The sequence below is a fragment of the Cyclobacterium sp. 10D3-21 genome (assembly GCF_055809755.1).
On record NZ_CM147924.1, the window covers coordinates 746,410 to 762,171 of the forward strand.

Here is a 15,762-nt window from a genome sequence, read left to right on the forward strand (position 1 = left end):
AGCAGCATTAAAATAATAAGTTCGATGAAGAATATTTTTAGAGTTTTTGGATTTTTGGTGATATTATTTCCTGTTGGGATGAATTGGTCTGTGGCCCAGCAGTTGCCCCAGTTTAGCCAATACATGTTTAATGGCTTACATGTCAACCCTGCCTATGCAGGATACAAAGGGGAACATTATGTACAGTCTACCTATAGAAGTCAGTGGGGAAGCTTGCCTGGTGCACCTACCACCTTTACTGTTACAGCAGACCTAAGCGCAAATGAAGGTTTGATGGGTTTTGGGGCATCAATTATGACTGATGAAGTAGGGCCTACAAAAACCAACACTGCTTTGCTGACTTATGCTTATAGAATCCAAACTGGAAATTCATCCTTTTTGGGAATTGGAGTCAGTGGAGGGGTTTCGGAGTATGCCATAGATGGTACCATGTTTGATCCCAATGATTTTGGAGATGGAGAGTTGCCGGAAGGTAGGGTCAATGTTTATACGCCCAATTTAAACACGGGAATCTTTTTTCATACGCCCAAATTTTATGCTGGATTCAGTGCTTACAATTTAATAGGCAAACAAAATCTGGAAGAAAAAGCAGTTGCCCTGGCATATCATGATGTGCACTATTACCTAACGGCAGGTGCCTTGTTTCCTATTTCTGATGAAGTACAGTTCAAGCCCTCTTTTCTGATGAGAAACGGAGGGAGTGGCCCAACCAATCTGGACCTTAATGGCATGTTTTTATTTATGGATAGGGTTTGGGCAGGAGCTTCTTACCGTACCAATCTAAAAATTGGAGCTACAGATTTGCCTACAAATCTTTCTGCTAAAAATGCAGTTGCCTTAATTCTAGAATTATTTGCTACAGAAAAACTCAGATTGGGATATGCCTATGATGTGCAAACCAATGCCTTTAATGGACTGAGAAACAATAGTCATGAGATGTCTTTAGGTTACTATATCTCCCCAAGAAAAGTGAATATGAAAAACCCAAGATGGTTCTAAATATGAAAAAGATTTTTATTTATTTCTTGCCTGTAATTTTATTCAGTACCATGGCCTGTCAAGTACAGGCTCAGAACGGACTGTTAAGGTATGCCCAGCAAAAAGCTGTGGAATCGAATTATTTTGAAGCTGCCGATGCTTACGCAAAAGCATACAATAAGAGATCGAGCTATAGGGCAGCAAAAGGAGCTGCTGAAGGATTTACCTTTTTGAAGGATTATCAGAAAAGCTATGATTGGTGGAAAAGAGTAGTGGAATATTCAGAGGCTACTACCGATGATTGGTTATCCTATATCGCCGCCGCTAATCAAGCCGATAAAAGAGATGCAGTTTTCAATGCCTTGGATTCATTAAATGGAAAATATTCCTCTCCAACAATAAATCTCGATTTAGACTCACTAAAATACTGGTATGGTACCAAAGCCAATGCCGGGGTTATAGGTGTTGAAGGTGTCAATACTACAAGTGCTGATTTCGGAATATCCAAAGATAGCGATGGGAACATTTATTTCTCATCTGATAGAGGTGGAGTTTCAGATCGAAAGAAGCGAGGAATAAGAATTGTTAAAAGTTATAAATATTACAATAAGAATTCAGATTGGACCGGCAGAGACTTTTTGAGCATCTACAGGATGGATGAAGCTGGTGAAGTTGAATCCCTTGCCATTCCGGTACCAAATGTATTCCATGCAACTGATCCTTATGCTTTACAAGAAAGTCCTGTGATCTTTTATACGGTGACTAGAGATATTAGGCAGTCGGGAAGTTATGAAGTCCATTCAGAGATCTATTTTAGTCAGATCAATGCGGAGGGTCAAATGACAGATTTTAAAGGCCTGTCGATAAATGCTCCGCTTGAATACGGTATAAAGAATCCATTTGTGGATGAAACAAACAAGCGACTGTATTTCTCATCCGATATGCCTGGTGGTCTAGGTGGTTTTGACTTGTACTATATGGATTATAATGGAGATTTTGAATTTAATGCTCCAATAAATTTGGGTAGTAAAATTAATTCGGAAGGAAATGAAAGTGCCCCTTATTTGAAAGAGGGTAAATTGTATTTTGCTTCGGATGGTCATATTGGTTTAGGTGGTCTAGATATATTTGAGTCTAGTATTACTGGAAATAGGTTTTCAGACATAAGAAACCTAGGCATTCCTTATAACTCTTCTCAGGATGATTTCGGCTTATTCATTACTTCAGATAATAAAACCATTCTCTCTTCTAACAGGCCTGAAAGCAAAGGATGGGACGATATTTTTGAAATAGAAACCCTCTATAAAGATTTTCAGGCTTTAATCCTGGGTTGTAATGGCGAGCAATTGTCAGGTCCTTTGGAAGTAAGCCTGATGGAAGGTGCTGAGAGGGTTAATGTAGATGTTAAGCAAGATGGAAAAGGAAAATTGCAAGCATCAGTAGCTCCTGAAGAGGACTTCGAAATAGCGATTAAGAAGGAGGGGTACTTTTCTATTCATGACAAGACACTGAGCACAAAAGGACTGAAAGAAGCTTCCTTGGAAAAGACTTATCAGATGGTGCGTATACCTTATAATACCACAGCTTATGTAGATTTGGTGTTCTACAACCTGGATGAGTCAGCGATAAGGAATGATGCTGAAGCGTCATTGGACAAGGTTGCTGAACTATTGAAATCCTATTCATTTTTGAACATAGCTGTTCGGTCCCATACAGATTCACGCGCTAGCGAAGCCTATAATGAGGCACTGAGTGAAAGAAGAGCCGATGCAGTAAGGGATTATTTAGGACAGTATGGTATCGCTCGATCAAGAATTGAAGCGGAGTGGTTTGGAGAAAAAGAGCCTGCCATTGACTGCGGAGATGGTGTACCATGTCCAGAAAATAAACACCAGATCAATAGAAGGACAGAATTATTGTTGCTAGCCTTCCCAGAGGAAGGAAAAGCCTATAATTTACCTCCTGAAATGAAAGACCTTGATCTTTGTGACATTAGCAATGTGCAGTTACCAGTAGAATTGCCTACCATTTATTTTGGCTTTGATAAAGCAACGCTCAGTGGTGAAGACATGATGGCTTTAGAAAGGGTGGCATTTTTACTTAGAGAAATGCTTCAACGAAGGTTGGAAATTAGTGGTCATACGGACAACAGAGGTAGTGATGCCTACAATCAAAAGTTATCTGAAAAGCGTGCTTTGGTAGTAAAGAAATACCTTGAAGACAGGGGCGTTTCTCCAGAGAGAATGGATTATGAGTTTTTCGGAAAAAAGAAACCTTTCAATGATTGTGATGGCAAACCCTGTACTCCAGCCATGCACCAGATCAATCGCAGAACTGAACTTAGCTTACCACAACTGAATAAAAATTGGTCTAAAAAAGAAGAATAGCCATGCCGGATTCCGGTTAGCACTTGTATTCAATAATAACAAAACCCCTTAGTGGCACTAAGGGGTTTTGTTATTTAATTCTCTGAGAACTTAATGTAATCTTCAGTTCCCTCTTTCCTGACTTCATCAATTTTCAACTATAAAACTAATAACATTTGATTCCAGCGCCTGAGGCTATTTTTTGTTGGTGTCTTGGGTGTCCCGTTCTTTTATTTGTAGCTTTATTTCATGTTTGTGAGGGCTAAAACGAATCGATCTGGAAGTGTATCAGTTCAGGTTATAGATAAAAGTTCAGGAGTTTATGTTGTAAAAACAATCGGAAGTTCTTCTGATGAGTTTGAGGTCAAAAAACTAAAAAAATGGCCGATGAATTTATTATGAGTTATCATGGGCAGCAAACGCTTGCTTTTCGTCAACAAGATGATGATATTTTTTATCAGTCGGTTTACAATAGCATCCAGAAAGTTCAAATGCTTGGACCTGAGCTCGTTTTAGGGAGGATTTTTGACCAAATTGGGTTTAATCTTATACCCGAAGAACTATTCAGGCATTTGGTAATTTCTAGACTAATTTATCCCGTCAGCAAGCTTAAAACGATAGATTATCTCCAAAAATACAAGGGCATTACTATCTCTGTTAATGAGATTTATCGTTTCATGGACAGGTTCCATAAATCACATATGGAGGAGGCAAAGAAGATCAGCTATACACATACAGTTGGTGTACTTGGTGGTCAGTTCGGAATGATATTTTATGATGTAACCACGTTGTACTTTGAGGCTGCGGATGAAGATGACTTCAGGATATCTGGATTTAGCAAGGATGGCAAGCATAGTAATCCCCAGATTGTACTAGGGCTTTTAGTATCCCAAAATGGCTATCCGCTGGATTACGAAGCCTTTCAAGGGAATAGTTTTGAAGGTCATACCATGTTACCTGTAATCGAACGATTTAAAGCCAAATATAAGCTCGAAAAGCTAACTGTAATCGCTGATGCAGGTCTAATGTCGAACAGTAATATAAAACTTCTAAGGGCAAAGAACTGTGAGTTTATATTAGGAGGAAGGATCAAAAATGAAACGGATACCCTCAAAAAGAAAATCTTAAGTCTAAAGCTTGAAGACAAGAAATATTCTGAATTAAAAAGACCAGATGGGCTTCGTCTGATTGTTCAATTTTCCTCATCTAGAGCATCAAAAGATGCCCACAACAGAGCAAAAGGAATGGAGAGACTCAAAAAAAAATTGGCTTCAGGGAAACTATCCAAGAAGCATATAAACAACAAAGGTTACAACAAATACCTCAAACTAGAAGGAGATGTGACAATTACTATAGATGAGCAAAAATACGAGAAAGATAGTGCCTGGGATGGGCTGAAGGGGTATGTGACTAATACAAAGCTGTCAGCAGACCAAGTGATGGATAGTTATAGGCAGCTCTGGCAAGTAGAGCGCACCTTCAGAATAACAAAAACTGATCTGAAAATCAGACCAATATTCCATTATAAAAAAAGAAGGATTGAGGCTCACTTAACCCAACTTGGCTCTACGCATCATATTTTCATGAATTTTCAGAGGTGTAAGTGCCTTTATTGCGTTTAAAGGCCGATTATTTTGGCTTTTTTCATTTGTAGTGATGTACGGTTGTTGTTTGTTTATTTTACATTTCCTATATTTGTGTCATGTTCATCAGGGAAGTCAAAAAACAGCGAAGCAAAGACAGCAAAACTTTTTTCCAGTACAATCTGGTTCAAACCTCCAGGATTGAAGGAAAAGTCAAACAGAACGTCATACTGTACCTGGGCTCAGACCCCCTTCTGGCAGACAAGGATAACCGGAAAATTGTCCTGAGCATGCTTAAATCGAAGATTTTCATGCAACCCGACATCTTTCCCCATGATGCCCCCGAATATTTGCACACACTGGCTTTGTCTCTTTACGAAAAGTACCTTATCAAATACGGCGAGCCAGAACCGGACCAGGTCTCCATCCCCCCGGCACCCGAGAGGGCCGAGATGCACCATGTCGATATCAAAGGACTTCAAGTGGCCGATGTGAAGAGCTTTGGCGGCGAACATTTGTGCAGGCAGGTATTGGACAAGCTTAAGCTAAGGGAATGCCTGCTCAACCTGGGTTTTGAGGGTAAGCAGGCTGATAAGGCACTGATAGCCATCGCCTCACGGGCTGTTTTTTCCAGTTCCGAGTACAAAACCGCACAGCTGCTGGAGATGAACAGCGAACTGGCAGGATGTTTCGGATACCGCTCTTCGATCACCCATAAACAGCTTTATGCAGTTTCCGATCAACTTTACGCCCACAAAGAGAAGATTGACAGTTTCTTATATGACCATATCACCGATATGTTTGACATTGAGGACAAGCTGGTCATCTTCGATATCAGCAATACTTATTTTGAGACAGGCAAAAAGGGCAGTAAGTTAGCCTTCCATGGAAGAAGCAAGGAAAAGAGGAGCGACTGTCCGTTGGTGGTCTTTACCGGGGTTATCAATGCCCAGGGATTTATCCGGCACTCCCGTATCTACGAAGGCAACAAGCCTGATACCAACACACTCTCCGATATGGTGGAAGACCTGGAAAGACACAGTGGCAAGGCCCATAAAAAGACCATCGTGATGGATGCCGGGATTGCCACGGAGGACAACTTGGCCCTGATTAGGGAAAAGGGCTATGACTATGTCTGCGTATCACGCAAAAGGCTTCGGAATTATTCGGCGGCAACAACCGTCAGCCAGTTTACCGACAGGGACAAGAACAAAGTGAAGCTGGCCATTTTCCACCCTAAAGGCTATTCAGACACCTGGATGTACGTGCAGAGTGCTGCCAAAAGGAAGAAGGAAGAATCAATGGCCGGAAAACTGGCAGGGCGTTTTGAAGAAGAGCTGCAAGGCATCAGAGCGGCCCTCAACAAAAAGGGAGGCACCAAAAAGGTTGAAAAAGTATGGGAGCGGATCGGCAGGGCAAAGCAAAAACACAATCGGGCATCCGGCAGATATCAGGTCAACGTAGAGCAGTCCAAAGGGACAGCCACCGACATAAAATGGGAACGCAGGGCCGACTCGGTACGAGATGAGAAGGAAAAGGGGGTATATTTTATCCGTACCAGTTATAAGGATCCTGGGGAAAAAGAGCTTTGGGATATTTACAACACCATAAGAGAGGTGGAATCTACCTTCAGATGCCTGAAGTCTGACCTGAGCATCAGACCAGTTTTCCATCAAAATGACGAAAGGATCGAAGCACACATCTACCTGACCATATTGGCCTATCAACTGGTAAATACCATCCGGTACATGCTCCGGAAAAAAGGCATCCGTCATGACTGGAAGAATATCCTGCGCATCATGGCCACACAGACCATCCAGACCATAGAACTGCCAACCGATAAAAAGGATATCCACATAAGAAAACCCTCAAAGCCAATCAGGGAAGTCCAACAGATCTACAAGGCCACTGGCTGTACGGATACACAAAAGGCAGTGAAAAAATATGTAGTGTACCACTGATTTTGTAAAACACTAATAATCAAAATGTTAATTTACTCAATAGCCAAGTTGGGTTAAGCATTGCCTTTGCTTCCTGTAAGCTTTATAAAGAGTTTGAAAGGCAATTAAAGGAAAAAGGAATAGCTCTTAGTGCAGAAAAAGCCCTGGATATACTCAAAACAATTTTCGGGATTATCTTAAAACTCCCTTCAGGAAAGGAGAAAATAATGCTTTTAGATAAAACTATTGAACAACAGTCAATTTTAAAGCACTTTTCCTGATTTTAGGTGTCCCAATGATGAAGACAGGAGGGGTTTTGTTATTTAATTCTCTGAGAACTTAATGTAATCTTCAGTTCCCTCTTTTAATCGGCCTTAAAATCTGGCTCATATTGGTTTAAATAGTTGATTATACCGCCCTTAAGGTTGTATAGATTCTCAAATCCAAACTGAGTTTCAAGATCACGTATAGCTTTTGCGCTTCTTCCTCCCATTTTACAGTGGACCACTACCTTTCGGTCTCGCTTTATTTTATTTGAATTATTTAAAATGGTTTCCAAAGGAATTAATTCTCCTCCAATATTGGCCAGGTCGAATTCATTCTGTTCTCTAACATCTATCAACTGAAAGATCTCCTCACCTTCGATAAGTGCATTCAATTCATCCGCGCCTATTTCTTTAATCTGCCTTTCCTCATTGCCAATATTACAGAATTCTTCATAATCAATTAGGGTCGTGATGGTAGGATTTGCCCCATTCAATGGATTGCTGTCCTTTTTTCTCACCTTAAATGTGTTGGCGTGGAAGGACAAAGCGTCAAAAGTGTATAATTTACCACTGAGCACTTCCCCTACCCCAGTAATTACCTTGATTACTTCAAGGGCTTGTAAACTTCCTATAATACCAGGCAATACCCCTAGGACTCCACCTTCAGCACAATTAGGGACCAATCCTGCTGGTGGCGGGGTTTCGTACAAGTCCCTGTAATTGGGACCTCTTACACCATCGATTAAGTGATTAAAAACAGACACCTGACCTTCAAATTGGAATATTGAGGCGTATACATTTGTTTTATTTGACAAAACGCAAGCATCATTTACCAGGTACCTTGTAGGAAAGTTGTCCGTTCCGTCGGCTATCACATCGTATTGTGAAATCAGCTCCAGTGCATTTACACTGGTTAATTTCTCATTGTAGGTTTCAATAGTAATGTAGGGATTGATACCCTCTAATCTTTTTTTCGCAGCGGCTACTTTTGGAAGGCCGATTTCATCTACGCCAAACAACACCTGCCTGTGTAGGTTGCTGTCTTCCACAATATCGAAATCCACAATTCCGATCGTCCCAACTCCTGCAGCGGCAAGATATAATAGCAAAGGACTACCAAGTCCCCCAGAACCTACGACCAAAACCCTGGCGCTTTTAAGCTTTTTTTGCGCCTCTATTCCAAACTCAGGGATAATGATATGCCTGTTATACCTCGCCAGTTCAGCATTGGTAAAGGTTACATCGTCTATGCCTCCAGCGATGGCAGGGACAATACTGACCAAATTATTTGAAGAGATGGAGGTCTTTTCCATCTTCAAATTCCTTATGTCATCATCGTCAACAAAAATATTGATGAAAGAAGGTATTTTTCCTTCCGGAGTATACAAGTATTTTTTTAATTCAGGGTAACTTTTGGACATAGCTTCCAATAAGTCCCCTACAGTTTGAGCATCGATCTCAATCTTGGAAACATTTTCTGTAAATTTCCGCAAAGGAGTTGGAATGAAAACAGTTGCCATAATTATCTTAAATTTTGTTAAGTACTATTTTTTCTTCTTTGAACTTGAAGTCTTCGGTTAGTAGCCACGATTTAATGTCTGAGAAGACCTGTTCTTTTAGTGAAATAATTATATAGGATAGATTGGGGAATGCCGCTAGCCGATCCGTTTCAGAGGGAATCGCAGGCCAATTTAAATGGGTATGGTAGATACCTATAAGGGTCATCTTATTTTCTGATGCGGCCTCATCTGCCATAAGATAATCTTTGGGACTGATTTCATACCTTTGCGTTTTATTTTTTTTGCTAACGTTTTTAACAGCTATAAAGGTTGCAATGTTTTTAATATTCTTACTTACTGTTACCGAACCCAACAAAAATCCACAAGTCTCTTCAGGGACTTTTTCTACTAAATTTAAGATTTCTCTTAAGGTTTTTTCTTCCAAATATAACATCAGAACTATATATTCAAATAGTATGCCTTATTGTAGTTGATAGTTATTTTCGTAGGGTGTTCCTGCTAAGGAAGCGATCATAATTGGTATCATTTCTCCGAAATCAGCTGGCTTTAGGCCTTCCGTAATTAGATTTCGAGGATCTAGTCCCCATTTTAGAATTTCCAAAGTCTGAGAGGCTGGTACATTTTTAAGTGAGTCTTCGAAGAGGGCTTTTAACCCGTTTACCAGAACGACCCTTGTGGTTTCTTCCCCTAATGTGTGTTTGATTTCCGTGATTAGCTTTTTAAGCAATGGAATAGAATAAGGAACGATCGAAGAAATAATTATGTCATCTTCCGGATTGACTGTTCTATTTCTATTTTCATACACGTTGATCAATAGGTTTAGCTCCAATGGGTATTTCCAGTCCAATTGTCCCCTAAAGAATTTCTCTCCGTAGCCTTTTGGATTTCCTGAAAACACTATCGGGATATTTCTTTTGAAAGTTTTAATATAATAAAGCGCCAATTCCAAACTTTCCACTGGCCACTCCAGGTTTTTTACCAATAGAAACTTTGCCTTTCCTTTCTCCGAATAGATCAAGGCGTTTTGCATTAAGCAAGCGGCTTCATCCACATTCTGAGCCGTCACAAATTTACCTGGTGAGTGTATCCCTATTCTATCAGCAGTTTGTGCAGCTTCTTTCAATTGCGCATTCATAAGGCTATTGTCTACAATATGCGTAAACCTGACCATGCTGTATTTTTTAGAACCTTCTTTGGAGAACGAATCGAGGAGCATTTCACAGACCTTTTTCGTAGCGGCATATATTTCCGTGGTGTAATACCTGCTAGCTTTTCCTGTTGATGAAAAAACACACTGGCTAACTGAAGGAGATTGCTCGCAGACAGTGAGCAGATTTAATGTCCCCAAAATATTTGTTTTAACAGTTTCTGCGATGTTTTTTTCTGCATATCCTGGATCACGTTGAGCAGCTGTGTGGAACACAAATTCCAGCGAATATTTCTTGAATATTTCTTCTAACTTTTGCGCATCGAGAATATCTGCCTGGACGATTATTATTCTACTTGATTTGGGCAGGTCATAAGGACTTTCGTCTTTGCCTAATTTGTCAACCACGATTATTTTCTCGGGTGAATGGTTCAATAGATGCTGTACCAATTTTGAGCCTACACAACCAAGTCCTCCTGTTACCAAACAAACCTTTCCTTTAAGTAACGCTGAAATGGCAGCTAAAGGAAGTGATAGCTTTCTTTTTCGGGAGGGATCTAAAGGATTTTCATCCAATCTTCCCTGGGCATCATACAATTTAATGAGTTTATCCGTTAATAGAACAAGTTGCTCTGTTGTAGAAGCATTCTTTTCTTTAAATGAAAGAGCCCATATTTTATCAAATAGATTAGCTTCCATGTACAATACGTAATAATCAATATAGTTGTAGAAATGGGGGATTTCTTAACCGTGATTAAGGGATTAATTTTTCACAATATGGCATAAATAAAGTTATTTTTATGGACAAAAATGTATTTTGTAACTAATATTGACGATCTGGATTTAAAAAAATATTAAATTCGTAAATAAATTCAAATTTTTCCTTTATTAATTCTTATAACGTTAATTATTAGCCGAATGATTTTTACAGAGACTGAATTAGAAGGTGCCTATATTGTTGATATAAATAAAATAGAAGATGATAGGGGCTATTTTGCAAGGACATTTTGTAAACATGAATTTGAAAAGATAGGACTCGAACCGAATATTGCACAAGCCAATATGTCTTTCAATCCTAAGAAAGGTACACTTAGAGGGATGCACTATCAGGTATCACCTTATGAAGAAACAAAACTAGTCAAATGCACGGCAGGCGCTATCTATGATATTATTGTAGACTTAAGAAAGGATTCCCCCACCTATTTAAAATGGACAGGTGTAGAACTTTCTGAATCCAATAACAGGATGCTCTATGTGCCAAGAGATTTTGCGCATGGATTTATTACATTAGCGGACAATACCGCTATTCAATACATGGTTTCTGAATTTTATGCGCCCGGTGCTGAGAAAGGGATCAAGTGGGATGACCCAAAAATTAATATTCAATGGCCGATTGATATCGCCGTTATTTCAGAAAAAGACAATACGCATCCTTATTTCAATTCTTAAATCAATATCATGATAATAATAGACACAGCGCTCCAAAAAAGGCAAGAAGAAGGTAAGCCTGTAAGGGTAGGAATGGTTGGAGCGGGGTTTATGGCTCAAGGAATAGCCATTCAAATGGAATTGTATACCCAAGGCATGGAGTTGGTGGTTATCGCCAACAGAACCCTGTCAAAAGCAATAGATGTTTACCAAAAAGCTGGTCATGAACACCCTACGGAAGTGAGCAGTCTTCAGGATTTGAATAAGGTAATCAAAGAAGGAGGTAAGGCTGTGACTACAGATCCCTTCCTGATTTGCCAAGCTGAAGGAATTGATGCGGTGATAGAGGTGACAGGTGCAGTGGATTTGGGTGCCCGAATTGCCCTAGAAAGTATAGAAAATGGGAAGCATATCATAATGATGAATGCTGAAACAGATGGGACTATTGGTCCAATATTAAAGGTACATGCTGACAAAAAAGGGGTCGTCTTTACCAATGCTGATGGAGATCAGCCTGGGGTAACGCTCAATCTTTATCGTTTTGTCAAACAAATTGGTTTAAAACCTGTGCTTTGTGGCAATATAAAAGGACTTCATGATCCTTACAGAAACCCCACTACCCAGGAAGGTTTTGCTAAAAAATGGAAGCAAAATCCAGCTATGGTTACCTCATTTGCCGATGGCAGTAAGATTTCATTTGAGCAGGCGATTATTGCCAATGCTACTGGAATGCATGTGGCCAAAAGAGGAATGCATGGACCTACCGTTGAGATGGGGAAACACATTAAAGATTGTCTTGAGGAATATCCGCTGGAAGACCTTTTAGAAGGGGATGGAGTAGTAGATTATATCGTTGGAGCAAGTCCAGGACCAGGCGTTTTTGTTCTTGGCACAATGGATAATCCGATTCAAAAGCATTACCTCAATTTATACAAGGTAGGCGAAGGACCTTTGTATTGTTTTTATAACCCATACCATTTGTGCCACTTTGAGGTGCCCATTACTGTGGCCAGGGCAGTGTTGTTTCAAGACGCAGCCATAGCCCCTGAAAAACCAATGGTAGATGTGGTGACTACTGCTAAAAGAGACCTGAAAAAAGGCGAAACCCTTGATGGAATAGGGCACTACATGACCTATGGGTTGTGCGAAAATATGACTACTTCTATGGAGCAGCACTTGTTACCTTTGGGATTGGCAGTGGATTGTGTTCTCACCAAGGATATACCTAAAGACCAGGTGTTGACCTATAATGATGTAGTGGTGCCAGAAGGCAGGTTAAGTGATCGCTTAAGGAAGGAACAAAACGAGTATTTCTTTAACCTGTAGAAATCGGGTTGGAGATTTAACTATATATAAATGGCTAAGAGTATTACCATTCTTAGCCATTTTTAAAGGTTTTTATTGTAAGGACTTTTTTGTCCAGTTTAGGGTTTCATTAAGAAGCCCTTGCTCCTGAAAATCATTTAAAACCTTTAACCGTATAAGGTTAGAATTTCTAAAATTCGTATTGGTGAAACCAATGGTTTTTAATCCCAATTCCAGGTCCTTGATGGTTTTTTCCAGATTATATTGTGGTTGGTGATCAGGAGCCATTTTCTCAAACTTTTCAAAATTTACTTTGTAAGAACGTTTGTCTGAGGGAGCATCCTTGTTGATTGTTACATTTATGTCTGGAATCAATTGTTGTACCGCGAGTGCCATGGTCTTCACTTGATGGTTCCATATATTTGTACCAATGTTCACAGCCGTGAATGATCCCCCATTAGAAAATTCCCGAATGGAAGCCCATTCTATTGCCCGGGACATATCCCTGACATGGACCATGGCCCTCCATGGAGTGCCATCACTCAGGATAGAAATTTCTCCAGCCGTTATTGCCCCAGCTACAAAGTCGTTTAAAACCAGGTCTAATCTTAGTCTTGGGCTAAAGCCACAGGCAGTAGAAAAGCGTAAACAGGTTACGATAAAATCATCACTTGCCAGTCCTTGAAGATCATTTTCTGAAAGTACCTTGGATCTAGCGTAAGCAGTCAGAGGGTTCAGTGTAGCTTCTTCGGTTTTAGGAAAATCGTCAGCCGCCCCATACATGCTGCAACTTGAGGCAAAAACAAAATGGCTAACGCCTGCTTTTTTTGCCATTTTCGCTAAATTGATGCAAGACCGGTAATTGATGTCCAAGGTAATTTCTTCAAACTTTTTACCCATGGGGTCATTGGATATAGCGGCGAGATTTATGATGGCATCTACCCCTTCTAATAACTTTTCCGGGAAATTTCGAACATCACCAAAAAACTGTTGGTCAACATTCACTTCAGGAAAGGCACCATTGCTGGTAATACACTGGGCAAAAAAACCAATGTCGAATCCTATAATGGTGCTGTCTGGATAAACTTTTTTTAGATGATTGACTAAAATGGGGCCTATATAGCCCATATTTCCGGTGATGAGAATTTTCATGTTTGAAATTTTTTAAGGTCTATTTTACCAAACTTTCCATGGGGCATTTTGAGTGTTCCATAATTCTTCGAGATAATTTTTGTCCCGAAGGGAATCCATGGCCTGCCAAAATCCATGGTGTACATAGGCTGCCAGTTCCCTTTTAGTTGCCAGTTCCTCAAGTGGTTCTCTTTCCCAAACGGTTTGATCATTTTCTATCAAATCCAGAACTTCAGGCTCTAGCACAAAAAATCCGCCATTGATCATGGCACCTTCATTGCCATCTCCTTGAGGTTTTTCTCTAAAATTTTCAATTCTGGCATCTTTGGACGAAAGAATGAATGCACCAAATCTTCCTGGTTGTTTTACAGCTGTTAAAGTGGCCATTGCACCTTCTTTCTTATGGTAGGCGATGGCATCTTGAATATTTACATCAGAAACGCCATCTCCATAGGTCATGCAAAAGGTCTCATTTCCGATATATTCTTTTACTTTCTTTAACCTTCCTCCTGTCATTGTGTCAAGACCTGTATCCACAAGGGTTATTTTCCATGGCTCTGACTTGGCATTATGCACCTTAATTTGATTGGTGCTTAAGTCAATAGTGAAATCGGAGTTTAGAAGGTGATAATTCGAAAAATACTCCTTTATGATCTCCCCCTTGTACCCGCAACATATTATGAATTCATTTATCCCGTAATAGGAATAGATCTTCATGATGTGCCAAAGAATGGGTTTTTGTCCAATTTTTACCATTGGTTTTGGGCGGATGGAGCTTTCTTCACTTATGCGAGTCCCGAAACCTCCTGCTAAAATTACTGCCTTCATATATTGAAATAAAAAATTAAACCTAATATTTATTAGACAATGCACAGACTGTTAATCTTTCTTGCCCTTATATACGGATAGCAGCACCTTTTCTAATTGGGCTGCGAAAATGTCTGAATTAAATGTTTCCTTAAAAGTTAATTGGGAATTATTGCTCATTTTAAGCCAAACATCTTTATCCTCTTTCAGTATTTTTAATTTGTCCCTCCATCCCTCGATATCGTACATGTCTACATAATAGCCTATTCCTTCCTTTTCCACATCTAAATTTAAACAAGGATTCCTTGTCATTATCAATGGCTTTCCAAAGGAAACTACATCCTGGAGACTGGTCATTCCCTGGCAGCCTTCTTTATACATTGGATATTTCAGTGGAATCAATATAGCAATTGATTGTTGGTAATAAGGGATAAGATCGAAGGACAAGGTTACCTCCCAGTTTAATTCAACATTGGGAGGAATATCTATAGTTTTGGGAATTGATTTTGGCGTGCAAAATATTTTCAATTTATAGTCAAGTCCACGAAAAGCTTCTATAAGTGTTTCAAAATCTCTATCGGTATGTCCCGCACTCATAAAGAAGTCACATTCTTCAAATGATTTACGCTTTACACAATAGCGTTCATAATAAGTCGTGTCAGGACCCCATTGCGCCAGACTGAATTTATTTTTGTAGTCTTTCTCTGGTATTTTTAACAGCTTGATGGTTTTATCCAGGAGAGTTTCACTCAAAAATATGGCCGCTGTATAATTTAAAATGTAAAACCTGGAATAGGACCGAATAAATTTATTCTCATTTCCCCCTTTCCAGAAAGGCTGATGAATAGTGACGACGATAGGCTTTTTAAATAAACCTAAAGCCTTTAAAAAAAGCAATAATTTTGTATTTGATTTTGAATAGGGTGAATATAAAATGTCAAAATTGCGAAGATTAAATAAAATTCTGATTTGCTGGTCCAGATGACCTATACCGAAAATTCTCCCCACTTTATTTAGAAGCGGATATTTCTCGTGAGGAAACACCTTCATGTCAACTTTTCCGCGTCGATCCAGTTCTACCTTACCCCAAACATGGTGGCTGCCACTTTGCCCCTTTGCCCATAGGGAATAAGCCCGCTCCATTGAATAATTGTTAATTAAGAATACCCGGGGTTTCATTTACAATACCAAAAATAAATTTTGAAAATTTAGTATATCAAACAATGAAATATTTATTACAAATCAGTGGTCCTATTATGAAAATAGTTTTTATTTTTTTGATTTGCTATTA

The 15,762-nt window shown here is 39.5% G+C and carries 12 protein-coding genes; 6 read left to right on the top strand and 6 right to left on the bottom strand.

Annotation, left to right across the window (positions count from 1 at the left end):
• Positions 1 to 24: 24 nt before the first annotated feature.
• The 4 genes from AC0L7T_RS03235 (at position 25) to AC0L7T_RS03250 (ending at position 6,888) form a co-directional block, all read left to right on the top strand.
• Positions 25 to 999 (top strand): PorP/SprF family type IX secretion system membrane protein, encoded by a 975-nt coding sequence (locus AC0L7T_RS03235; RefSeq protein ID WP_473341032.1) that lies wholly within the window; start codon positions 25 to 27, stop codon positions 997 to 999.
• A 2-nt stretch (positions 1,000 to 1,001) separates the two neighbouring features.
• Positions 1,002 to 3,365 carry an OmpA family protein gene (locus AC0L7T_RS03240; protein WP_473341033.1) on the top strand — a complete coding sequence of 788 codons (2,364 nt, stop codon included), beginning with the start codon at positions 1,002 to 1,004 and terminating at the stop codon, positions 3,363 to 3,365.
• Positions 3,366 to 3,724: 359 nt separating this feature from the next.
• Positions 3,725 to 4,966, top strand: coding sequence for an IS1634 family transposase (locus tag AC0L7T_RS03245; RefSeq protein ID WP_473341034.1), 1,242 nt, complete (start codon positions 3,725 to 3,727; stop codon positions 4,964 to 4,966).
• A gap of 413 nt (positions 4,967 to 5,379) precedes the next feature.
• Complete coding sequence (locus tag AC0L7T_RS03250; RefSeq protein ID WP_473338654.1) at positions 5,380 to 6,888, top strand: IS1634 family transposase; 1,509 nt, start codon at positions 5,380 to 5,382, stop codon at positions 6,886 to 6,888.
• A 343-nt stretch (positions 6,889 to 7,231) separates the two neighbouring features.
• Here AC0L7T_RS03250 and moeB read toward each other — a convergent pair whose 3' ends face one another.
• Genes moeB through AC0L7T_RS03265 form a run of 3 tightly spaced genes read right to left on the bottom strand, consistent with a single transcriptional unit; the run spans position 7,232 to position 10,499 of the window.
• Entirely contained in the window at positions 7,232 to 8,653 is a 1,422-nt protein-coding gene (gene moeB, locus AC0L7T_RS03255) for a molybdopterin-synthase adenylyltransferase MoeB (RefSeq protein WP_473341035.1), read from the bottom strand.
• Between the two features lie 7 nt (positions 8,654 to 8,660).
• The gene (locus AC0L7T_RS03260) at positions 8,661 to 9,086 is read right to left on the bottom strand and encodes a M67 family metallopeptidase (RefSeq protein WP_473341036.1); all 426 of its coding nucleotides are present in this window, start codon (positions 9,084 to 9,086) and stop codon (positions 8,661 to 8,663) included.
• 27 nt (positions 9,087 to 9,113) lie between these two features.
• A complete protein-coding gene (locus tag AC0L7T_RS03265; RefSeq protein WP_473341037.1) occupies positions 9,114 to 10,499 on the bottom strand; it encodes a polysaccharide biosynthesis protein in 1,386 nt (461 codons plus the stop codon).
• Between the two features lie 219 nt (positions 10,500 to 10,718).
• On the opposite strand from AC0L7T_RS03265, the gene rfbC reads away from it, so the two are divergent.
• Both rfbC and AC0L7T_RS03275 read left to right on the top strand, forming a co-directional pair.
• A complete protein-coding gene (rfbC, locus tag AC0L7T_RS03270; protein ID WP_473341038.1) occupies positions 10,719 to 11,249 on the top strand; it encodes a dTDP-4-dehydrorhamnose 3,5-epimerase in 531 nt (176 codons plus the stop codon).
• Between the two features lie 9 nt (positions 11,250 to 11,258).
• Positions 11,259 to 12,554, top strand: coding sequence for an NAD(P)H-dependent oxidoreductase (locus tag AC0L7T_RS03275; RefSeq protein ID WP_473341039.1), 1,296 nt, complete (start codon positions 11,259 to 11,261; stop codon positions 12,552 to 12,554).
• A gap of 72 nt (positions 12,555 to 12,626) precedes the next feature.
• On the opposite strand, the gene AC0L7T_RS03280 is transcribed toward AC0L7T_RS03275, so the two are convergent.
• From AC0L7T_RS03280 to AC0L7T_RS03290, 3 genes are read right to left on the bottom strand one after another with little or no spacing between them, the layout of a single operon-like run.
• On the bottom strand, positions 12,627 to 13,685 hold the full coding sequence (locus tag AC0L7T_RS03280; protein WP_473341040.1) for an NAD-dependent epimerase/dehydratase family protein: 1,059 nt from the start codon (positions 13,683 to 13,685) through the stop codon (positions 12,627 to 12,629).
• Positions 13,686 to 13,709: 24 nt separating this feature from the next.
• The gene (rfbF, locus tag AC0L7T_RS03285; protein WP_473341041.1) at positions 13,710 to 14,492 is read right to left on the bottom strand and encodes a glucose-1-phosphate cytidylyltransferase; all 783 of its coding nucleotides are present in this window, start codon (positions 14,490 to 14,492) and stop codon (positions 13,710 to 13,712) included.
• A 51-nt stretch (positions 14,493 to 14,543) separates the two neighbouring features.
• Entirely contained in the window at positions 14,544 to 15,614 is a 1,071-nt protein-coding gene (locus AC0L7T_RS03290) for a glycosyltransferase family protein (protein WP_473341042.1), read from the bottom strand.
• Between the last annotated feature and the right edge of the window lie 148 nt (positions 15,615 to 15,762).